Source organism: Novosphingobium sp. GW821-FHT09E05 (assembly GCF_059416165.1).
Window position 1 is genome coordinate 1,806,301 of record NZ_JBWKOQ010000001.1, and the last position, 20,151, is coordinate 1,826,451.

General features: G+C 67.8%; 17 protein-coding genes. 3 read left to right on the forward strand and 14 right to left on the reverse strand.

Annotated elements, in window-relative coordinates; genetic code table 11:
* Positions 1-90: 90 nt before the first annotated feature.
* Positions 91-1,782, reverse strand: coding sequence for an FAD-binding protein (locus AC07M9_RS08510; protein ID WP_494882956.1), 1,692 nt, complete (start codon positions 1,780-1,782; stop codon positions 91-93).
* Between the two features lie 204 nt (positions 1,783-1,986).
* Here AC07M9_RS08510 and AC07M9_RS08515 point away from each other — a divergent pair, with 204 nt between their 5' ends.
* The gene (locus AC07M9_RS08515; protein ID WP_494882957.1) at positions 1,987-2,796 is read left to right on the forward strand and encodes an enoyl-CoA hydratase/isomerase family protein; all 810 of its coding nucleotides are present in this window, start codon (positions 1,987-1,989) and stop codon (positions 2,794-2,796) included.
* Positions 2,797-2,827: 31 nt separating this feature from the next.
* A complete protein-coding gene (locus AC07M9_RS08520) occupies positions 2,828-4,063 on the forward strand; it encodes a S41 family peptidase (protein ID WP_494882958.1) in 1,236 nt (411 codons plus the stop codon).
* Between the two features lie 35 nt (positions 4,064-4,098).
* Here AC07M9_RS08520 and AC07M9_RS08525 read toward each other — a convergent pair whose 3' ends face one another.
* From AC07M9_RS08525 to AC07M9_RS08535, 3 genes are all read right to left on the reverse strand, one after another.
* Positions 4,099-4,431, reverse strand: coding sequence for a hypothetical protein (locus AC07M9_RS08525; RefSeq protein WP_494882960.1), 333 nt, complete (start codon positions 4,429-4,431; stop codon positions 4,099-4,101).
* Positions 4,432-4,530: 99 nt separating this feature from the next.
* The gene (locus tag AC07M9_RS08530) at positions 4,531-5,586 is read right to left on the reverse strand and encodes a helix-turn-helix domain-containing protein (RefSeq protein WP_494882962.1); all 1,056 of its coding nucleotides are present in this window, start codon (positions 5,584-5,586) and stop codon (positions 4,531-4,533) included.
* Between the two features lie 202 nt (positions 5,587-5,788).
* Positions 5,789-6,760: an enoyl-CoA hydratase/isomerase family protein gene (locus tag AC07M9_RS08535; RefSeq protein WP_494882964.1), complete on the reverse strand. Its 972-nt coding sequence runs from the start codon at positions 6,758-6,760 to the stop codon at positions 5,789-5,791.
* Between the two features lie 174 nt (positions 6,761-6,934).
* Between AC07M9_RS08535 and AC07M9_RS08540 the strand changes: the two genes are divergently transcribed.
* The gene (locus tag AC07M9_RS08540) at positions 6,935-7,984 is read left to right on the forward strand and encodes an AraC family transcriptional regulator (RefSeq protein WP_494882966.1); all 1,050 of its coding nucleotides are present in this window, start codon (positions 6,935-6,937) and stop codon (positions 7,982-7,984) included.
* A 417-nt stretch (positions 7,985-8,401) separates the two neighbouring features.
* Here AC07M9_RS08540 and AC07M9_RS08545 read toward each other — a convergent pair whose 3' ends face one another.
* The 10 genes from AC07M9_RS08545 to AC07M9_RS08590 form a co-directional block, all read right to left on the reverse strand.
* Positions 8,402-8,602 carry a hypothetical protein gene (locus tag AC07M9_RS08545; RefSeq protein WP_036501610.1) on the reverse strand — a complete coding sequence of 67 codons (201 nt, stop codon included), beginning with the start codon at positions 8,600-8,602 and terminating at the stop codon, positions 8,402-8,404.
* Positions 8,603-8,664: 62 nt separating this feature from the next.
* Positions 8,665-9,642, reverse strand: coding sequence for an NADPH:quinone oxidoreductase family protein (locus tag AC07M9_RS08550; RefSeq protein WP_494882968.1), 978 nt, complete (start codon positions 9,640-9,642; stop codon positions 8,665-8,667).
* A 165-nt stretch (positions 9,643-9,807) separates the two neighbouring features.
* Complete coding sequence (locus AC07M9_RS08555) at positions 9,808-10,563, reverse strand: SDR family NAD(P)-dependent oxidoreductase (RefSeq protein WP_494882970.1); 756 nt, start codon at positions 10,561-10,563, stop codon at positions 9,808-9,810.
* Entirely contained in the window at positions 10,563-11,867 is a 1,305-nt protein-coding gene (locus tag AC07M9_RS08560) for an acyl-CoA dehydrogenase family protein (protein WP_494882972.1), read from the reverse strand. Before AC07M9_RS08560 ends, AC07M9_RS08555 begins: the two co-directional genes overlap by 1 nt.
* Complete coding sequence (locus AC07M9_RS08565) at positions 11,864-12,931, reverse strand: phosphotransferase family protein (protein ID WP_494882974.1); 1,068 nt, start codon at positions 12,929-12,931, stop codon at positions 11,864-11,866. Before AC07M9_RS08565 ends, AC07M9_RS08560 begins: the two co-directional genes overlap by 4 nt.
* Before the next feature lie 11 nt (positions 12,932-12,942).
* Positions 12,943-13,419 (reverse strand): MarR family winged helix-turn-helix transcriptional regulator, encoded by a 477-nt coding sequence (locus AC07M9_RS08570; protein WP_494882976.1) that lies wholly within the window; start codon positions 13,417-13,419, stop codon positions 12,943-12,945.
* A 31-nt stretch (positions 13,420-13,450) separates the two neighbouring features.
* On the reverse strand, positions 13,451-14,542 hold the full coding sequence (locus AC07M9_RS08575; protein ID WP_494882977.1) for an alpha/beta hydrolase: 1,092 nt from the start codon (positions 14,540-14,542) through the stop codon (positions 13,451-13,453).
* Positions 14,543-14,731: 189 nt separating this feature from the next.
* Positions 14,732-16,312: an AMP-binding protein gene (locus AC07M9_RS08580; RefSeq protein ID WP_494882978.1), complete on the reverse strand. Its 1,581-nt coding sequence runs from the start codon at positions 16,310-16,312 to the stop codon at positions 14,732-14,734.
* Positions 16,313-16,367: 55 nt separating this feature from the next.
* Positions 16,368-18,914: a penicillin-binding protein 1A gene (locus AC07M9_RS08585; protein WP_494882980.1), complete on the reverse strand. Its 2,547-nt coding sequence runs from the start codon at positions 18,912-18,914 to the stop codon at positions 16,368-16,370.
* A 75-nt stretch (positions 18,915-18,989) separates the two neighbouring features.
* Positions 18,990-19,859, reverse strand: coding sequence for an N-acetylmuramoyl-L-alanine amidase family protein (locus tag AC07M9_RS08590; protein WP_494882981.1), 870 nt, complete (start codon positions 19,857-19,859; stop codon positions 18,990-18,992).
* Positions 19,860-20,151: the final 292 nt, after the last annotated feature.

Consider the following 20,151-nt stretch of genomic DNA (forward strand, 5'->3'; position numbering starts at 1 on the left):
GGTTCCCCGCGCATCCACGTAGGGCCGATCGCGGCGGAAAAGGCGCTGGCCTGCGTCGCAACCCACCCCGCGGCCGCCAGTGACGCAGCATCAGGCAAGCTGGTTGCCGAGCCCAGCCGCGTGCTTGGCGGCGATCCAGCCGAAGGTCATCGACGGCCCCACGCTTGCTCCAGCGCCGGGATAGACCCGGCCCATCGGCGAGGCGGTGGTGACGCCGCAGGCATACAGCCCCGCAATGGCGCTGCCGTCCTCGCGCAGGACCCGCGAGTCGCAATCACACACGACACCGCCGTAAGTACCGACATCGCCCGGTACGATCGGAATGGCATAGAACGGACCTTTCTCGATCGTCCCCATGCACTTGTTGGGGCCATCCTTGAAGAACGGGTCGCCCAGCCAGTTGTCGTAGGCGCGCTCGCCCCGATTGAAGTCCTCGTCGCGGCCACCGCGCACGAAGCCGTTCCAGCGATCCACGGTGCGCTTGAGCGCGTCGGTCGGGACCTCGATTGAGGTGGACAGCGCCTCGACCGTATCCGCCCGGCGCATCCAGCCCGACGCCAGCCACTTGTCCATGTTCTTCCTCGCGGTGCCTTTGCCGGCGACCGCGTATTCGTCCATGTACTGCTGGTCCATGATGGCCCAGCTGGGGATGGCGGGGACGGTGCGGTTACGCACCAGCATGTTCTCGCAGAACTCCTCGTAGGAGCCGCCTTCGTTCATGTAGCGCACGCCGGTCTGGTCGACCTGAATGGCGTGGGGCTTGCCGGTGGTGCTCTGCGTGCCCGGCTTGACGTAGTCGGTATCCCAGCCGGGCGCCTCGCTCATCTGGAAGCCGACCATCTGGTCCATCTGGCCGAGCTTCGCACCCTTGGCGGCCAATTCGACATGCATGTCGCCGGTGTCGGTCTCTATTCCGTTCGACCACTTGGACTGGGTCCCCGGCATGTACTCGTCGCGCATGGCCTGGTTCATGGCAAAGCCGCCCGCGTTCATCAGGATGCCGAGGTTGGCACCGACGCGCCACGGCTTGCCGTCCTTCACGGTGACGACCCCGACCGCGCGGTCGCCGTCCATGATGACCTCGTTGACCGGCGAATTGATCCGGATGTCGGCGGCCTGCTTCTCCAGCACCGCCTTGAGCATCCGCCCCTGCAACGCCGCGCCGGCCGTCACCCAGTGCTTGCCGGTCAGCTTGCCCGCGACGACCTTGAGCGCGATCCTGAAGAACATCCGCTTGATCGCCCAGGAATGCTTCATGAACGGCAGCTTCATGCCGTCGTCGAGCCGGACGGGCACTTCGAGAAAGCCCTGTCGCAACCTGGGCGCCCATTCCTTGCCGAGTTCCTTCTTGTCGAACGGCAGGGCGGTGACGGTGCGGCTGGTCTTTACGCCGCCGGGAAGCTCGTCGTAATAGTCCGGCCAGAAGGCGGAGCCCCGCTCCATGCTGACGCCCTGGCCGACGATGAAGTCCAGCATCTTGGGCGCCTCGACTGCGTAAGTGCGACGCCGCGCCGGGCTGGTGCCGGGGGAATCGGGCCCGTCCGGCACCACGGCGTCGAGGTACTGGCAAGCCTTGTCGAGGCTATCTTCGCCTGGGTCCATGAAGCGGTTGGCGGGAATCCACATGACGCCGCCCGACTTGCAGGTGGTGCCGCCCACCCACTGCGCCTTCTCGAGGATGACGACCGACTTGCCCGCCTGCTTCATCAGCAGCGCCGAGGACATCGACCCTGCACCGCTGCCCACGACCACCCAGTCGAAAACCTCGTCGAACTGCGTCATCGTGCCTGCTCCTCTCAACCGCCATGCTGCGCTGCTGCGCATGCGTTCAGCCCGGTAGATCGGACTTCGCAGCCTTTGGCAACGCCGTGCAGGATGTCCGACGCAGGTTTCGCCGGAGCGAAGGGTTGCCCCTTCCTCGCGTTTTCGCGTGGCCCCGGCGGCACGGGTGCTATGACTTGCGCCAGAGAGAGGAATCCCACTGCAATGACCGACACCACCCCCGCCCTGCCCGGCCTCGCCACCATCGAGATGGCCCGCGAAGGCCGGCTCCTGCGTATCACCCTAAACCGCCCGGATGCGTTGAACGCCGTAAACCTGCAGCTTCACGACGATCTGGCCGAGGCGATGTGGTTTGCGCAGGTCGATACCGGGTCGGATGTCATAGTGCTCACCGGTGCAGGCCGCGCCTTTTCGGCCGGCGGGGACCTCGACCACATCGAGCACAATGCGAGGCACCCGCACCTCTTCGACCACGAAACCCGCGTGGCCAAGCGCATCGTCTCAACCCTGCTCGACATCGACAAGCCGGTGATCTGCCGCATGAACGGGCACGCGGTCGGCCTTGGCGCGACGCTGGCGCTGCTGTGCGACGTGATCTTCGCCGCCGAGGGCGCCAGGATCGGCGATCCGCACGTCGGCCTTGGGCTCGTCGCGGGAGACGGCGGGGCGGTGATCTGGGCGCAGCGCATCGGGCTGACGCGGGCGAAGGAATACCTCCTCACCGGAGACCTACTGACGGCTGCGAGGGCTGCCGAGATTGGCCTGGTCAACCACTGCGTGCCGCTGGACGAACTCGACACGCGGGTCGATGAGTTCTGCGCGAAGCTGCTGGCCGGCGCAACGGTGGCCATCCGCGCGACCAAGATCCTCACCAACCTCGAACTCAAGCGGGTCGCGACGGCATTGATGGACGCAGGCATCGCCTACGAAAGCGTCAGCGTGCGCAGCGCGGACCATCTTGAAGGCATCCAGGCTTTGAAGGAAAAGAGGAAGCCGAACTTCATCGGGCGCTGAGGGCCGCCCAGCCCAAACGGGAGACGAGGGCATGTCGCAGTTCTGGACCCGGCGCTCTTTGATCGGCGCGGCTGGCGCGGCGGGGCTTTGCGCCATGCCAGCGATCGGGCGCGCCGCCGAAGTGGTACGCGACATCACGTTCGCGCAGGATTTCGACGAACTGTGGCACACGTTGGGTGAGCACTACTGCTACTTCGCAGACAAGCGCACCGACTGGAACAAGGTGCGCGCGCTATACCGTCCGATGGCGCTCGCCGCGCCGGACGAGGCAGCGTTCGGTGAAGTGGTCCGGCTGGTGCTGGCCGAACTCTACGATGCGCACACGCACCTCAACGATCCACCGGACGGCACTCCGCGCTGGCCGCTTTACGACATGCTCGGCGAAGGCTCCCTGAATGACGTGCGCGTGGCGGCTGTGGCGGACGATTCCGCCGCCGAGCGCGCAGGCATCGGGCCCGGGCTGCGGATCATCGCCATCGAGGGCCGCCCTGTCGAAGATTGCGTGAAGGACCTTATGCCCCGCTGCCTCGCCCGCCCCGACCCGGCGGCGGAGGCCTATGCCATCAACGTCGCGCTCGCCGGACGGCGCGGCAGGCCGCGATCGCTGACCATAAGGGATGCAGGCGGAACGACGCGCGAGGTCGTCCTGCCGCTGCGCGCATCGCCGCCCCGACCGGATCTGGAGCACGCCCGGCTGCCCGATGGCCTTGGACACATCATCATCCGCAGCTTCGCCGATGCCGACATGGTCGCGGCCTTCGACGCCGCCCTCGAGGATTTGCGCGGCGCGCCCGGCCTCATCCTCGACATGCGCAGCAACGGCGGCGGCAACACGGCCGTGGCGCGGCCGATGATGGGGCGGTTCATCAACAAGGCCATGCCCTATGCGAGGATGCGGCGGCGAGAGGGCGCCGGGCTGAGCGTTCCGTGGACAGAATGGGTCGAGCCGCGCGGGCCCTTCACTTATGACAAGCCCGTCGTCGTGCTCACCAGCCACTGGAGCGCCAGCATGGCCGAGGGCTTCCCGATGGGCATGCGCGCCATCGGCAGGGCCAGGATCGTCGGTACCCGGATGATGGGCCTGGGCGCGGCGGTGTTCCCGATTACGCTCGACCGCACCGGCATCCGTGCGCAGTATTCGGGGGAGCCGGTCTACGACATCCACGGCCATCCGCGCGATGCCTTCATGCCCGACATCGCCGTGCCGGCGGGCGAAGATATCCTCGCTGCCGGACGTGCCGCTCTCAACGCGGCCATCGCCGGCTGAGCGCGCCGGCCCGCACGGGACCGGCGCATGTCGTCTCAGCCGGGAACCACGCGCTCGCCGTGTTCGGTGAACAGCGCGGTGTAGCAGGTGCCGAAGTCCTGCGCGTCGCTCTGGGTCAGTTCGCCGCCCTGCGCCGCCGCGCCCATGGCGCCGAGGAACGCCATCGGATCGTCCGCCTCGATGTCGTAGATCGCGAGGAATTCGTTCTCGTCGCTGCCCATCAGCTTGGCGGCTAGCTTGTAGCGCTGGGCACCCGCCATGCCGAACTTGTTCACCAGTTCGGGCAGGTGCGTGTTGTTGTACCACTCGTGATATTCGGCCTCGCGGCCGGGCTGCGGGCGGGTGAGCGCGACGAGCTTCATCTTCATGGGCATCTCTCCTGATTCCATTTCCGGAGAACATTCGCCAGCCACGGGAGCGATGCAAGTGGGCGCTATCCCGGCCGCACAAGCATCGCCTCCCCGCGCTTACTGGAGCAGTTTGCTGGCCACCGGGTATTCGGGGAAAGGCTCCGCCGCCGGGATCAGCGCGCCTGCGACGATCTCGCCGCCGACCGGCTCCGCGCCGCATTCACCGCGATATTCGCGCGGGTTGGCGCCGAACACGCGCTTGAACATGCGGCTGAAGTGCGCCGGGCTCTTGAAACCGACCCCGTAGGCGATCTCGCTGATCGAGATGTCGCGCGGATCGGAGCTGGAGAGCCATGCCTTGGCCTTCGCCAGCCGCTGCTCCCACACCAGTTCGGAGAAAGAAGTCTCGCGCAGCCGCAGCAGGAACGAAAGATAGCGAGGGCTGATGCCGCACCCCTTGGCAACCATCGCCGTCGACAGTTGCGGGTCCGACAGGTGAACCTCGATGAAGCGCAGCACTTCCTCGAGCCGCCGGTCGGCGATCGACTGGCGGACCGGCTGGACGTCCTCGCCCGCATGCACTGCATTGCCTATGAGGCCCAAGGCGGTCTCCACCAGCAACCGAGCCGATTCCTCGCCAAGGCCGCAGTCATCGTGGAAGACGTCGGTCAGCATGGTTTCGGCGATCGCCATCTCGGGACGTTGCATCGCCATGAACAGGCCGGTGCTGAAGTCCTGCCGGACATGGGCGCGCAGGATGTGCGTGGGCACGGTGACGTGGAGCACCTCGTGCACACCCTCCCCGTCCGTGCGGCATTCCATGAAGAACGGCGACATCGAACGGGTGATGATGAAGTCTCCCGGCCGCGCGACCTTGTTGCCGCACTGGTTCGAGAACGCAAGTTCACCGCGCTTGACGAACCACAGGATCGACAGGTCCGTCGCGTCCTCGCGGATGTGCTGGCGCGAGCGGCGGAAGAACAGGTTGGCCGCCGAGCGCTGCCGGATGATCGAGACGGGACCCACCGCCTTGCGTTCCGAACGCACGTCGATGGTCGAGCCATCCTCGATCCAGAAGTCGCCGCGATAGTATTCCTGGTCGCGGGTGCCGCGGAACATGTGCTGGCATTCGCGGTAATTGCGCTTGTCGAACGAGAACAAAGTCTCTGCCATGGCTCTCTCCCAATGGCGGGAAGACAGGCGCATTCCGGCGCTCTCTCGATCCCACCCGTGACTGCCGCCGATTCTTTCCGGTCGGGTCGATGTCCTTGGTATCACGAGACGCGGCGCGGGCTCTACCTTGCATGCAAATCGATCTTCATTGCGCGCATTGTCGATGAGCATTCGTGGAACCCCCGCCCCGCTATTCCCAGAGTTACCCTTCGCGGCCCTTTTTCGAGAGACGCCATTCAGGGGGATAGTTGAGGTCGTGGTTCTTCACGACCTTGCCGATCCCTTGCTGGAAGGTGTCGCCCTTGCCTAGGTTGACGTCGTTCGCGCCGTCGTCCTTCATCAGCGGCAGCATTCCTTCGAGCCAGCCGGTGAGCAGGCTACCCATGTATTCGCCGCGGTACTGCTTGTAGGCCTCGATGAAGGTCTTCTGCGCGACCACCACGTCGGTCGGCCGCGTGATCGAACAGGCGTGGGCATACTTGGCGGTCTCGGCTTCCAGCTTGTCGCGCGGCACCACCGAGTTGACGAAGTTGCAGTCCTTCATCTCGTCTGCCGTGAAGGGACGGCCGGTGAACAGCATCTCGGAGAAGCGGCGCAGGCCGACCATCTCCAGCCATTGCCACATGCGCGGGCCCCATCCGGCGTAGCGGAACGAGGGGTGGCCGAACAGGGCGTCGTCCGACGAGACGATGATGTCGGCGTCGGCGCACTGGTAGAAGTGCCAGCCGTAGCAGTAGCCCTTGGCCTCGATGATCGAGATCTTCTTGAATTCCTGGAGCGGCCGGTTCCCGGAGCGCGCCTTGGCGTAATAGTCGGTCAGCCCGTGCAGGTAGCGGAACGAGCCCGGCGGCGGGTACTTCACGTCCGGGTCCTCGATCTCGAGGTCGGTGAGGAAACCGTCGCCCGGTTGCGGGTTGAGGTAGAGGTCGCCATGCTCGTCGAGGTCGCCGCCGCTGCCGAGGTTATCGCCCTCGCCGCGGATCACCAGGACCTTCACGTCGTCGTCGATGTTGGCCTTGAACACCAGTTCGCCGAAGCGCGCGCGCATGCCGATGGTTGCGGTGTTGTGCTTGTCGAGGCGGCTGAAGGTGATGGTGGCGATCTTGGTCGCCTTGTCCTTTTCGTAGCGGACGTGGTCCTCGGCCACCTTCTTGTGGTCGGCGATGGTTTTCATGGTGCTCTCTCCCGCTGTTTTCAGCCCCGCCACCGGAGTGGCTGCGCCGTGCTTTCCCGGGTGCTGCCACAGGCAATGCGGGGGGTATTGGCAATTCACGCGGGGTTCTCGATACTGCGCGCCGACAGATCGAGGCACGCCAACCAGAGCAGGCCCGCTGCGAGAGGACATGCCATGGGCCAGAACAGCTTCTTCAGCCTGGACGGACCGCTCGACGTAACGCCGGGCGGCGGCCAGGTGCGCGCCGCGAATTTCGCCGGGCTCGCCGGGCTCGCCCGCAGCCACGGCCGCGACGCACGCGGGATCGTCGAGCGGCACGGCATGGAGGCACGGGTGCTGATCGACCCCGAAAGCCTCGTCGCGCCGCAGCAGGTGGCCGACACGCTCGAATACTGCAGCGCCCTGTTCGACGACCCGCTGTTCGGCCTGCACATGGCCAGCACGCAGGACCCGGAGGTGTTCGGCTGCGTCACCGCGCTCTGCCGCTCCGCGCCGACCGTGCGCGCCGGCATCCGCTGCCTGATCGACTTCCTGCCGGTGGTCCACGCGCCCGATTGCGAGGTCGTGCTGATCGAAGGGCGCGAGACCGCCGAGCTGACCTGGCTGGTCAACACCGACATCGGCGTCAACGAGCAGGCCAACTACCAGGCGGCGATGCTCAACGTGAAGCTGCTCCAGGCGATCGGCGGGCCGGCCTTCAAGCCCAGCTGGGTGAGCCTGTCGGCCGACCCGCGCGCCACCGACCTGCCCGAGATCGAGAAGACCCTCGGCTGCCGGGTCATGGGCCAGTCGACCCGCAACTCGATCGGCTTTCCGGTCCGCGCGCTGGAGCAGCCGGTACCCAGCGCCAACCGGCTGCTCTACCGGCTGCTCGGCTCCTATCTGCAGCGGGTGAAGTCGGAGCACAGCCAGTCGATCATCGACAAGGTGGACAGCTACATCCGCGGCGCCCTCGCGACGGGTTCGTGCTCGATCGAGCGCTGCGCCGAGAAGACCGGCATGTCGGTGCGCACGCTGCAATCGCGGCTGGCGGCGGAGCAGGCGAAGTTCTCCGAACTGGTCGAGAAGCAGCGCGAGACCCTCGCCCGCGCCCATCTCGCCGACCGCCGGCTCTCGCTCGACGAGATCGCCGACCGGCTGGGGTACGGCGAGCAGACCAGTTTCGGCCGGGCGTTCAAGCGCTGGACCGGGATGACCCCGCAGCAGTTCCGGGCCGCCTGCTGAGGCTGCACAAAGCGACACAGGTTTACACGGTTTACACGGTCCAGAGGGGAAACTGCCTCTTTGGGCCCGGAATGTGTCGCCTTGCGCCGGAAAAGTGTCGCCTTGTGCGGAAAATGTGTCGCCTTGCGGGTTACAGATGACGCCTTGCGCGGCGAAAGTGTCGCCTTGGGTGTCGCCTTGCAGGCGCGGAAACGGGGGATGCTGAGCGGGTCGAAACATGCCCGCCACCGTATCGCGGCCGCGAGTGTGTAGGAAAATGGATTGTCCTGACCGCCCTTCGTGAGCAGCAGCGGAGCTTTCTTGTTTCGTCATCCCCGCGAAGGCGGGGACCCATCTGATGTCTTTGCCATGGACGCCCTCGTCAGATGGGTTCCCGCCTTCGCGGGAATGACGAGAAAAGGTGGAGCCGCTGGTAGATCAGGCCTTGGGCGTGACCCAGACTTCCACCGGCGCCACGAACTTGCCCGGCGCGGGCTTGCCCACGTTCACGCGGTCGGCGGTGACGAGTTCGCCGGTGGCGAGGTTGAAGCTGGCCCAGGGCTTGGGCATGCGCCCGAAGGTCATCTTCTGGATGGGCTGGCCGGTGGCCGAATTCATGATCGTTGCGATGATGCTCATGAGCGCGCCGCTACCGAGCGGGCCACCCCTTCGTCCATAGGGCGCGCGCATGTTTTCCACGCTCACTCCATGGTGAGCACCACCCTGCCCGCCGCCTTGCCTGAGAACGCCGCGTTCATCGCCGCCGCATAGCCGGCAATCGGATAACACTCGGCGATCGCGGGGGAAAATAGCCCCTCGCCCGCCAGTTCCATGACCTTGCGGCGCATGGCCTCGGCCTCGACCGGGCGCTTCATCGCATGGTCGCGCATCTGGACACCGATGAGGCTGGCACTCTTGAGCAGCGGCAGGTTGGTCCGCAGCGCCGCGATGCCGGCGGGGAAGCCGATCACCAGATGGCGCCCGTCGTAGCCGAGGTTGCGGAAGGCGAGTTCGGTCGCATCGCCGCCGACCGGATCGAAGACGATGTCGACCGGCCTCCCCCCGTTCGCCGCCGCCACCTGCTCGCGCCAGTCGTCCGCGCCCGTGGTGACCACCGCGTCGGCGCCCCCCGCCAGAGCGGCGGCCTGCTTCTCCGCGCTCGAAGCCGAGGCGATGACATGCAGGCCAAGATGCTTGCCGACCTGGATCGCCGCGAACCCCGTGCCGCCCGCCGCGCCGAGCACCAGCAGCGTCTCGCCCGCCTGCGCGCGGCCGCGATCGGCAAGCGCGTAATACGCGGTCTGGTAGTTGACCGCGAAGACCGCAGCGGATTCGAAGTTCATCGCGTCCGGGATCTTCGCCATGTTGGCGGCGCGGAAGCAGTTGGCCTGCGCGAACAGTCCGCCGAGCCCGCCGCAGAACACGCGGTCGCCTGTCGCGAGATGCGTCACGCCCGGCCCCACCGCCTCGACCACGCCCGCCGCCTCGCTGCCCGGAATGAACGGCAGCGGCGGCTTGAACTGGTACTGGCCCATGGCGGTCAGCACATCGACGTAGGACACCCCCGCCGCCCGGATGGCGACGCGCACCTGCCCCTCGCCGGGCGCGCCGGGGTCGAAGGGTTTCAGCGCATAGCTCTCGGGCGGGCCGAACTGGTGGCCGATCACGGCATGGGTCATGTCATGTCCTCAGAAACTGCACCAAAACACCCCGTCGCCCTCGCGAATGCGGGGGCCCCGCTTGATCTTTCCACCCCTCGCCGTGGCGCAAGAAAGCGGGGTCCCCGCATTCGCGAGGACGACGGGGTGTTTGGGCGAGGTGGGTGTGCGAACCGCATATTGCCCTCAATGCTGGCCGCCGTCGCACCGGACGATCGAGCCCGTGACATTCACCGAGGCCGGACTCGCCAGGAACAGCGCGGCGGTGACGATCTCCTCCGGGTTCGCGGCATGGCCGCGCGGGATGGCGATCGGTCCCTGCCCCTTGTCCGGCCAGGCCTCGACGATGTCGGTGCGGAAGGCGCCGGGCGAGAGCGTGTTCACGCGCACATGCGGTGCATATTCCCACGCCAGCGAGCGACTCATCGCATTGAGCGCCGCCTTGGACGACCCATAAGTCACCACCTGAGGCAGCGGCATCATCGAGCCCGAGGACGTGACGTTGATGATACACCCGCCCGGCCCGCCGACCTCGGCGCGGTCGAACATGCGTTTGCCGATGAGCGACGAGAGCCGGAACGGGCCCTTGAAGTTCAGGTTCAGGACGGAATCGAACAGCTTCTCGGTAACCTCGTGGCTGGGCATGCGCGGGCTCATCCCCGCGTTGTTCACAAGGATATCCACAGCCCCGAAGGCGGCGTAGGCTTCCTCCACGAGCCGGTCGCACTCGTCCCAGCGGCCGACGTGGGCGGCGATGGCCTGTGCCTTGCTGCCTAGGGCGCGCATCTCCTCGCAGACCGCCTCGCACGCCTCCAGCTTGCGGCTGGCGACGATGACATCCGCGCCGCGCTCGGCGAAGGCCCGGACCATCTGGTAACCCAGCCCGCGCGAGCCGCCGGTGACCAGCGCCACCTTGCCGGTGAAGTCGAACAGCGGGTCCATCAGGCGTCGCGCGCGTTCGGGTAGCGTGCCAGCGCGGCAGCGGTGCGCGTGGGAATATGCTCGGAGGGGAACATGGTATCCACCGGCGTCGCGCGCTTCAGGTACGCGCGGGCGAGCTGCGAGCGGTGCGCGTCGGTCGGTCCGTCGGCGAAGGCGAGCGCCATGTTGCCGCCGTACCACTTGGCCAGCGGCATATCGAGCGAGATGCCCAGCGATCCGTGGATCTCCAGCGCCCGGCCCACGACGTTGGCGTAGACCGACGCCATCGCGACCTTGCACATGCCGATGTGCTTGCGCGCGGCGCCGTGCTTCATCCGGCCCGCCTCGATCTCGTCGATCAGCCACGCGGTCTTGAGCACCAGCAGGCGGAACTGCTCCAGCTCGATCACCGAGTCGGCGATCTTGGCCTGCACCAGCTGATGCTCGCCGAGCTGCTTGCCCTTGGTGTGGCGCGAAACCGCGCGCTCCAGCATCATGTCGAGCGCGCGGTTGCACATGCCGACCGTGCGCATGGCGTGATGGATACGCCCGCCGCCAAGCCGCGCCTGCGCGACCTTGAAGCCCTCGCCCGGACCTCCCAGCATGTGGTCGAGCGGCACCCGTACCTTGTTGTAGCGCAAGTGGGCGTGGTGGCCGTTCTCGGGATCGAAGTCGCCGGCGATGGCGACGTTGCGCAGGATTTCGAGGCCCGGCGTCTCGGCGGGGACGACGAACATGCTCATCCGCTCGGTCAGCGGGGCGTCGGGATCGGTGACGGCGATGACCAGCAGGAAGCTGGCGAAGCGGGCGTTGGAGGAGAACCACTTCTCGCCCTCGATCACCCATTCGTCGCCCTCCCGCGTCGCCTTGCAGGTGAACACATCGGGGTCGGACCCGCCCTGCGGCTCGGTCATCGAGAAGCACGAGACGATCTCGCCGGCCATCAGCGGGCCGAGGTACTTCTGCTTCTGCTCCGCCGTTCCGAACAGCGCGAGGATCTCCGCATTGCCGGTGTCGGGCGCGGCGGTGCCGAAGACGGTGGGCGCCCAGGTGGAGCGGCCGATGATCTCGTTCATCAGCCCCAGCTTGACCTGCCCGTAGCCGGGCCCTCCCAGATGCGGGCCGAGGTGGCAGGCCCACAGCCCCTGCGCCTTCACATGTTCCTGCAGCGGCCTGAGGTGGCGCTTCGCCGCCTTGTAGCCGGGATCGAACTGCGCGCCCTGTTCGGGGAACAGCAGGTCCATCGTCTCGCATTCCTCGCGCACGAAGCGCTCCATCCAGTCGAGCTTGGCCTGGAATTCGGGTTCGATTGAAAAGTCGATCATGAAAGCCTCTCCACCATCCGGCCGGTATCGACGAAGCACTGTTCCACGATCCTCGCGAAGAACCGCCCCGTCTCCTTGCTCAAAATCCCCGCCTCGGCCTGCGCGACCTTGTATTCGAGCAGGCAGCCCGACTTGAACTTGGCGAGGACCCCGAAGTAATCGAAGTCGCGGATGTCCCGGCCCGTACCGGCGCAGTAATAGCGCCCCAGTTCCTGCCGTGTGGGGAAGTTGGCCGGGTTGTTGAGCGCAGTGGGGAACTCACGGTCCGGCTCGTCCTCGTCGCGCATGCCGCCGGTGAACCAGCCCATGTCGATCATCGGATCGCCGATGGTCGAAAGCTCCCAGTCGATCATCGCCGCGAGGCGCGCGGGCGGGCCGTGATGGAACATCATGTTGGGCGTGCCGACATCGCCGTGGATGATGCCGCGCGTCTCATGGGGCAGCACGTTGGCGCGCAGCCATTCCTCGGTCGCGGCGTAGCCCGGCAGTTCGCGCCCCGCGTAGCCGTAGCGCGCCTTGTACGAGGCGAGCTGGCCGGCCCAGCGGTCGACCTGGCGCTGCAGGAACGGGCCGGGCTTGCCGTAGTCACCCAGCCCGATCGCCTCGTGATCGACGTTGGCGAGCTTGATGAGCCCGTCGACGATGGCGAAGGGGATGCCGTATTCGTAGGGCATCGTGTCGAACGGCGGCTCGTTGTGGATCTTCTCGTCGCGCAGGTTCGGCGCCCAGCCCTCGACCTTCTCCATGACGTAGAACGGCGCGCCGGCCACGCTTTCGTCGGCGCACGAGCCGTAGCAGACCGGGCGCGGCACGTCGGTCTGGTTGAGCGCGGTGAGGATGCGCGCCTCGCGCAGCACGCCCTTCTCGGCGCCCGGCGGCGGCACCGCGGGCGGGCGGCGCATGACCATCGGCTTCTCACCCCGCTCGAGCGTGAGCACGACGTTGGACGTGCCGCCCGAGAGCAGCGAAGTCCTGAGCGGCCCTGTTCCCAGCTGCGGAACGTGCGCGTCCAGCCACTCGGTGAGCGGCCCTATCGGCGCGAGCGTGTCGAGATCGGCGTCCATGTGTTCTCTCCTCAGCGGGCGCCCACCGGCTGCCTGAGCCGCGCCTCTATCTGTTTTCTGAGCAGCCGCAGCGCCGCCGCCGCCGCCCGGATTTCCTCGGGATCGAGCCCGGGAACCAGCCGCACGGCGATCTCGTCCGCGCGCGCGTCGATGGCGCGCTTGAGCGCCACGCCCGCCGGCGTCGGGCGCAGCAGCGCGGCGCGCTTGTGGTCGGGATTGTCGAAGCTCTCGATCAGCCCGGCGTCGCGCAGCGCATTGGCGGCGCGCTGCACGAGCTGGCGGGCATGGCCCATCGAGCGGCCGATCTGCGCCACCGTCGGCGCCTGCTCCGCCTCGACCACGGCGTTGAGCACCATGTGCTCGCTGTCGTTGAGTGCGCATCCCGCCCGCGCGGTGCCGAACACACTGCGCAGGCGGCTGTTCAGACGGATGGTCTCGTCGACGAGGCCCACCAGCGGATGGCGCGACTCAGATGCTTCGGTGTCCATGACAACGACGTGTCATGTTGACACGATCGTGTCATTTCTTTGCCGCCGCCTGTTCGTCAAGCATCGCCCGGGCGAGTTGGAGGAACGCTGCCGTATCACCCTGCGCCGAAGGGATCGCCTTGCGGAACGTGGCGAAGCCGTGGATCAGCCCCTTGCCCTCGTAAAAGGCGGTCGGCACCCCGGCTTCGACCAGCCTGGCGGCATAGGCCCGCCCCTGGTCGCGCAGCGGATCGAGTTCGGCGGTGACGAGCACCGTCGGCGGCAGGCCCGTCAGGTCGCCCAGAATCGGAGAAGTGCGCAGGCTCTTCGGATCGGCGGCGTAGTGCTGGCTGAAACTCGCCATGCTCTTGGCGTCGAGCATGTAGCCCTCGGCATTCTGCGTGTTCGACGGATAGGTCCGGGAGAAGTCGGTCGCCGGGTACATCGGCACCTGCAGCACCACGGGCACGGCCGCCGGCCTGTCGCGCAGCGCGGCCGCGGTGACGAGGGTGAGGTTGCCGCCCGCGCTGTCGCCGCTCAGGACGAGCCCGGTGAAGTCCCGCCCGAACGCCTTGCCGTTGGCCGCGATCCAGCGCGCCGCCGCCTCGCCGTCGTCGGGCGCGGCGGGCCAGGGGTTTTCGGGCGCGAGGCGGTATTCGACCGAGACCACCGGCAGGTCGAGCTGGCGCGCGATCTCTGCCGCTATCCCCGCGTGCGTGTCGATGCTGCCGAGCACGTAGCCGCCGCCGTGGTAGAACACCACGACCGGGCCGGGCGCGCGCGTCGCGCGGGTGTCGAACAGGCGCAGGGCGATCGGGCCGGCGGGGCCGGGCATGGTCACGTCCTTCGTCACCGCCATCGCGCCGACGGGGAGGTCCTGCTGCGACATCGCGGCGAGCGCGGCGGGCGGCAGCTTGTGGATCTGCATCAGCATCTCGCGCGTGAACGCGGGCTGCGGGCGGGCGTAGTAGGCCTTGAGGTAGGCCTCGACATCGGGGCGGACGTAGGGCTTGGCTGCGGCTGGCGCGGCGGCGGAGACGGGTGCGGCGTCCTTGGCGGCCACCAGCATCGGATTGAGCGAAAGCAGCGCGGCGCCGGTAACCAGCAGGCAGCGAAGGGCAGGCATCCTCGACATCGTCATCATCGACTTCCTCTCTTGCGGGGGATCGTTCTTTAGCAGCGCAATACAGCACACTTCGGTCGGCCCTGCGAGATCACCAAACCGACCCTTCCTCGTCGCCCCCGCGTAGGCTGGGGTCCCGCTTCTTCCTCGTGCGCGGGATGGGGACGACGGGGTGTTTTGGGGCGGTCATCCGTTCCGGATGCCCGCCCCTCAGACCACCGCCACGCTGTTTCCGTACAGCTTGCGCAGTTCGTGCTTGGCCAGCTTGCCCGAAGGCAGGCGCGGCAGTTCGGGGACGAATTCGTACTCGCGCGGGGCGGTGACGGCGGAGATGCTCGCGGCGCACCAGTCGCGTAGGGACGCTTCCAGCGCGGGTCCGGCCTCGGCCCAGTCCTTGGGCTGGACCACCGCCTTGACCTTTTCGCCGTACTCCGGGTCGGAAACGCCCAGCACCGCCACGTCGAGCACCTGCGGGTGGACGATCAGGCAGTCCTCGATCGCCTGCGGGTAGATGTTCACTCCGCCCGAGATGATCATGAAGTCCTTGCGGTCGGTGAGGTAGAGATAACCCTCCTCGTCGAGCTTGCCGATGTCGCCCACCGCGAACCAGTCGTCATGATCGGGGTGCGTCGCCCCGCGTGTCTTGGCGGCATCGTTGAGATAGTTGACGCGCCGTCCTCCGGGAGCCTCGAAATAGACCACGCCCGCCTCGCCCGGCGGCAGTTCGCGGCCCGTCTCGTCGCAGATGTGGATGGGACCGAGCGAGGTGCGGCCGACAGAGCCGGGATGCGCCAGCCACTCCGCAGACGTGATCGCGGTGGCGCCCACGCCCTCGGTGCTGCCGTAGTATTCGAAGAGGATCGGGCCCCACCACTCGATCATCCGCCGCTTGATCTCGACCGGGCACGGCGCGGCGGCGTGGATCGCCATGCGCAGCGAGGACATGTCGTAGGCCACCCGGACCTCGTCCGGCAGCGCCAGGAAACGCACGAACATGGTCGGCACGAACTGGGCGATGCCCACTGCGTAGCGGTCGATCGCGGCGAGCACGCCCTCGGCGTCGAACTTGCGCTGGGTGACGAAGGTACCGCCGAGCCGGTGCGCGCAGATCATGCCCGACAGCGGGGCGCCGTGGTAGAGCGGGCCGACGTTGAGCGATATCAGCGGGTCGAGCTGCCGGTACATCGGCAGCACCCCCTCGAGCGCGTTGAACTCGTCGATCAGGCCGGGCGTGAAGGGCAGGACGATGCCCTTGGGCCGGCCGGTGGTGCCGCTCGAGTAGATCATGTGGAAGCCGGAAATCTCGTCCGGCACCGGCTCGGCGGGCTGCTCCGCCAACGCTTCGGACAGCGACCGGGCCCCAGCCATGGCGCCCTCGCCCGCCGCGTCGCCCGCGTGGAAGACGTGGGTCACGCCGGGGACGAGGCTCTCGCGATCCTGTGCCAATGCGCGCGGCGTCTCGCCGATCGAGGCGGAGAGGAACAGCACCTTCACCTCCGCGTCACAGGCAATGTAGGCGGCCTCGGCCGGCTTGAGGTGAGTGGAGAGCAGCGTCACGAAGCACCCGCACCGCGTCGCGCCCCAGTAGACCATCGCGAACTCGGGCGAGTTGCGCAGCATCACCGCGATCCGGTCGCCCGGCCTCAGGCCGAGCGAGCGCAGCAACTGCGCGACGCGGTTCGAACCCTCGTCGAGCGCCCGGTAGGTCAGCGTCTCGCCGGTGTCGGCGACCACCAGCGCGATCGCCTCGGGCGTGGTGCGGGCGTGGTGCGACGGATGATGACCCGGCATCTGGTGCTTCTCCCCGTAAGCGGCCGCGGCGTGATCGCCGTCGGCCTTCCGGGGATCAGTATACGCCGCCCTGCTCTTCCGCAAAGTTCCCGGCATCGGCGTGGTTGGCCGCGGCGGAGGCTTCCCGCGCGTCGCGGGCGCCCCGGATCTGCGAGACCAGCGCGTCGCGGCGGCGGGTGAATTCGTCCTCCGCGGTGTACTGGCGCGGTTCGGTGTCGGGCTTGAACGCTTCCCAGATTACCGCGGCTTTCGGCTCGTCGCCGGGCTCGACGCCCATGACGCGCTTGCCGGTCACGCGGTCGATGCGGACCATGCGGATGCCGGCCGGAGCGACCAGCGGCTGGTGGCTCCAGCGCGGCAGCGTGGCCTCCAGCACCTCCTTGAATATCGGCGCGGCGATGCGGCCGCCCTGGGCATAGCCGCCCAGCGAACGCGGCGAATCGTAGCCGACATAGACGCCGCCGACATAGTCCTGGTTGCCGCCCATGAACCACACGTCGTTCGGGCCGCTGGTGGTGCCGGTCTTGGCAAACAGCGGCAGCTTGAGGTCGCGCAGGCGCTCGGCGGTGCCGCGCGTGACGACGCCCTCGAGCATGTGGACGGTCTGGTAGGCGGTCGCTGCGTCGATCACCTGCTTGCCCTTGCGGAGCACGCGCGGCATCGGCTTGCCGTCCCACTGGGGCATGTTGCAGGTGTCGCAGCGGCTGCGGTCGGCACGCCAGATGACCTTCCCGTTGCGATCCTGGACATAGTCGATGACCGAGCCCGAGAACTGCACGCCGTTGTTGGCGAGCGCGGCATAGGCGTTGATCATGCGCGCCACGGTCGTCTCGCCCGCGCCCAGCGCGAACGAGAGATAGTTCTGGTAGTCGCCGATGCCCATATTGTGGAACGTGCGGGTTACGCGCTTCATGCCGACGTCGTTGGCGATGCGCACGGTCATCAGGTTGCGCGACTGCTCGAGGCCCCAGCGCAGCGTGTGGCTGCCCCCGCCGCCGCCGCCGAAGTTGCGGAAGCACTTGTTGCCCAGGTTCGCGCCCTGGAACACGCAGAACGTGCCGTCGAGCACCTGCGTCGCCGGCGTCATACCGTTCTGGAGCGCGGTGGCATAGACGAAGGGCTTGATCGTCGAGCCCGGCTGGCGCTCGGCCTGAACGGCTCGGTTGAAGGAATCGAGGCCGGCGTCGAAGCCGCCCTGCATGGCGACGACGCGCCCCGTCGCGGGCTGCTCGATGACCATGCCGCCCGAGACTTCGGGCACCGCGCGCAGCGCCCAGGTTCCGGCGGTGACCGGCGCGGCGGTGACGAGGTCACCCGCCTTCGCGCGCTCGGAAATACCCGTCAGCGTGGCGATGTTGCCGTCGGAGAAACCGATGCGGCCCGTGCCCCCGGCCGTCCCCGGCGTGTCGAGGATGACGCCGACGCGCCAGTCCTTGTAGTCGACCGTCTTGTTGGCCACGACCAGCTGCGACTGCCAGTTTTCCAGGTCGTTCAGATGCGCGATCGGCCCGACCCAGCCCCGGTTGCCATGATAGCGCAGCAGTCCGGCGCGCAGCGCGTCGCGCACAGCCACCTGCATCTCGGGATCGAGCGAGGTGCGCACCCACAGGCCGCCGGCGTAGACGCTGTTCGGGCCGTCCTCGGCCTTCTCGCCGTATTTGTCGATCAGGCGGCGGCGCACTTCCTCGACGAAATAGCCGTTAGAGGCGGCATAGGCATTGCCGCGCTGGGTCACGAGGCCGAGCGGCTCGGCCTTGGCGGCGGCCGCCGCCTCGGCGGTGACCCAGCCGTTGCGGACCATCTGGTCGAGCACCCAGTTGCGGCGCTCGATCGCGCGGTCCTCGTTCTTCTTGCGCCCGTAGACCTCGGGCGCGCGCGGCAGGATCGCGAGGAACGCGGCCTGGCTGAGCGTCAGGTCCTCGACGTCCTTGTCGAAGTAGGCGCGCGAGGCCGCCTGGACGCCGAACGAGCGGCGTCCGAGGGGGATCTCGTTGAGGTAGAGTTCGAGGATCTGCTGCTTGCTCAGCACGCCTTCGATGCGGCGCGCGAGGAGCATTTCCTTGAGCTTGCGGGTGACCGAATACTCGTCGCCGATGAGGATGTTCTTGGCGACCTGCTGCGTGATCGTCGAGCCGCCCTTGGCGCGCACGCCGGTGCCGTACTTCGAGGCATAGTCGACCACGGCGCCCGCGAGACCGCCGAAATCGACGCCGCCGTGGCTCCAGAAGGTCTTGTCCTCGGCCGAGAGGAAGGCGTTGATCAGCGGCCGGGGGAAATCGACGAAGCGCAGCTGCACGCGCCGTTCGCGGGCGTAGGAATAGACGATCTCGCCGTCCATGCCCCGCACCATGGTCGGCAGCGGCGGCTGGTATTCGAGCAGCCGGTTGGCATCGGGCATGTCGCGCGCCAGCACGACCCAGAAACCGACGAGCCCGATCAGCCCGGCCACGCACAGATAGCCGAAGCGGCGGAGCCACTTGCGTTCGCGCCAGGCCCTGCCGATCGAGCGCCTTACGGCGGAAATCCCGCCGGAAGCCTCGCGGCGGATGCGGAAGGTCGCGTCTTCGGGCGGCTGTTCGCCGGGATCATTCGCGTCGGTCATTGCGCCGGTCCTCTAGCACGGCGATTTCGCGCAAGGCCAGATACCTTGAGCCGAGCCGAACGATCGGGCGCGTAATCAGGCACCGATCCTCCTAGCGAAATAGGCCCGGATGGCCTTGGCGCCTGCCTCAGCCAGGGCCTGCTGCCCCTGCCGGGAGCCGAGCACTTTCGCGTCGCCGGGATTGTTGATGTAGCCGGTCTCGAACAGGATCGAGGGGATGTCGGGCGCTTTCAGCACGGCCAGCGCGGCGGTTTCGGGACGCTCGCGGTGGAGGCCCATGCCGCGGTCCGCAAGCTCGCGCAGCAGCAGCCCCGCCGCCTGCGTCGAACCCGACTGCGCGCCGCGCTGCGAGAGGTCGAGCAGGATCGCGCCGACGGCCGCGCTGGTCTTCGAAAGCGCGACGCCGTTGACGCGGTCGGCCCCGTTCTCGCGCGCGGCGAAGCGGGACGCCGCCTCGCTCGATCCGCTTTCGGACAGCACGTAGACGCTGGCGCCGCGCGCCGAATCGTTGGGCGCGCTGTCGGCATGGATGGATACGAACAGGTCCGCGTTGAGGCGGCGGGCGATGTCGGGGCGGTCGGCGAGCGCGATGAAACGGTCGGTATCGCGGGTCAGCGCCACGCGCAGGCCGCCGCTCTCCAGCAGCCGGGCGCGCAGGGCCAGCGCGACCTGCAGCGCCACCGTCTTCTCCTTCAGCGCGTCCTGCCCGGCGCCGGGATCGAAGCCGCCGTGGCCCGGATCGATCACCACCAGCGGCCGGCTCGCATCGGGCGGCCCGTCGACGCGCGGCAGGCCCACCGGCGCGCCCGCGCTCGGCAGGTCGAAGCGCACCACGTAGTCGTAGGCGCCCGCGCGGGTCGGAAACGTTCCATTGATCACGAGCACGGCGGCCAGCAGCGCCAGCGGCGTGGACAGGACCAGGATCAACTGCAGCATGCGCGACATGGCCGGATTGACTAGGTCCACATCGGCGCGGCGGCAATCCGCCGCGGGCGGCCTTCCCACGGATTTCTCGGGCCGAGGCGCCCGTCGTGCCAACATAAAACCGGGCAAGCCAAGGAACTTGCCGTCATCCGTCATGAATGCTAGTCCATCCGCACCGGAGCCGCGACGCGTTCGGTCCTCGCATTCCGGAACACCATCACCATATGATGCCGGACAGGACCGGCGGAGCACGACTCCGGTCCAGGGAGCCGGGAAATCCTTTCCGGAAAGACCTCACAGGTTGAAGCGAGCC

Excerpts from the sequence above, each read along its gene's own strand:
- AC07M9_RS08580 (WP_494882978.1), bottom strand. The coding sequence starts at position 16,312 with ATGCCGGGTCATCATCCGTCGCACCACGCCCGCACCACGCCCGAGGCG.
- AC07M9_RS08515 (WP_494882957.1), top strand. The coding sequence starts at position 1,987 with ATGACCGACACCACCCCCGCCCTGCCCGGCCTCGCCACCATCGAGATG.
- AC07M9_RS08545 (WP_036501610.1), bottom strand. The coding sequence starts at position 8,602 with ATGAGCATCATCGCAACGATCATGAATTCGGCCACCGGCCAGCCCATC.
- AC07M9_RS08565 (WP_494882974.1), bottom strand. The coding sequence starts at position 12,931 with ATGGACGCCGATCTCGACACGCTCGCGCCGATAGGGCCGCTCACCGAG.
- AC07M9_RS08520 (WP_494882958.1), top strand. The coding sequence starts at position 2,828 with ATGTCGCAGTTCTGGACCCGGCGCTCTTTGATCGGCGCGGCTGGCGCG.
- AC07M9_RS08510 (WP_494882956.1), bottom strand. The coding sequence starts at position 1,782 with ATGACGCAGTTCGACGAGGTTTTCGACTGGGTGGTCGTGGGCAGCGGT.
- AC07M9_RS08590 (WP_494882981.1), bottom strand. The coding sequence starts at position 19,859 with ATGTCGCGCATGCTGCAGTTGATCCTGGTCCTGTCCACGCCGCTGGCG.
- AC07M9_RS08550 (WP_494882968.1), bottom strand. The coding sequence starts at position 9,642 with ATGACCCATGCCGTGATCGGCCACCAGTTCGGCCCGCCCGAGAGCTAT.
- AC07M9_RS08560 (WP_494882972.1), bottom strand. The coding sequence starts at position 11,867 with ATGATCGACTTTTCAATCGAACCCGAATTCCAGGCCAAGCTCGACTGG.
- AC07M9_RS08585 (WP_494882980.1), bottom strand. The coding sequence starts at position 18,914 with ATGACCGACGCGAATGATCCCGGCGAACAGCCGCCCGAAGACGCGACC.
- AC07M9_RS08530 (WP_494882962.1), bottom strand. The coding sequence starts at position 5,586 with ATGGCAGAGACTTTGTTCTCGTTCGACAAGCGCAATTACCGCGAATGC.
- AC07M9_RS08575 (WP_494882977.1), bottom strand. The coding sequence starts at position 14,542 with ATGATGACGATGTCGAGGATGCCTGCCCTTCGCTGCCTGCTGGTTACC.
- AC07M9_RS08555 (WP_494882970.1), bottom strand. The coding sequence starts at position 10,563 with ATGGACCCGCTGTTCGACTTCACCGGCAAGGTGGCGCTGGTCACCGGC.
- AC07M9_RS08535 (WP_494882964.1), bottom strand. The coding sequence starts at position 6,760 with ATGAAAACCATCGCCGACCACAAGAAGGTGGCCGAGGACCACGTCCGC.
- AC07M9_RS08540 (WP_494882966.1), top strand. The coding sequence starts at position 6,935 with ATGGGCCAGAACAGCTTCTTCAGCCTGGACGGACCGCTCGACGTAACG.
- AC07M9_RS08570 (WP_494882976.1), bottom strand. The coding sequence starts at position 13,419 with ATGGACACCGAAGCATCTGAGTCGCGCCATCCGCTGGTGGGCCTCGTC.
- AC07M9_RS08525 (WP_494882960.1), bottom strand. The coding sequence starts at position 4,431 with ATGAAGATGAAGCTCGTCGCGCTCACCCGCCCGCAGCCCGGCCGCGAG.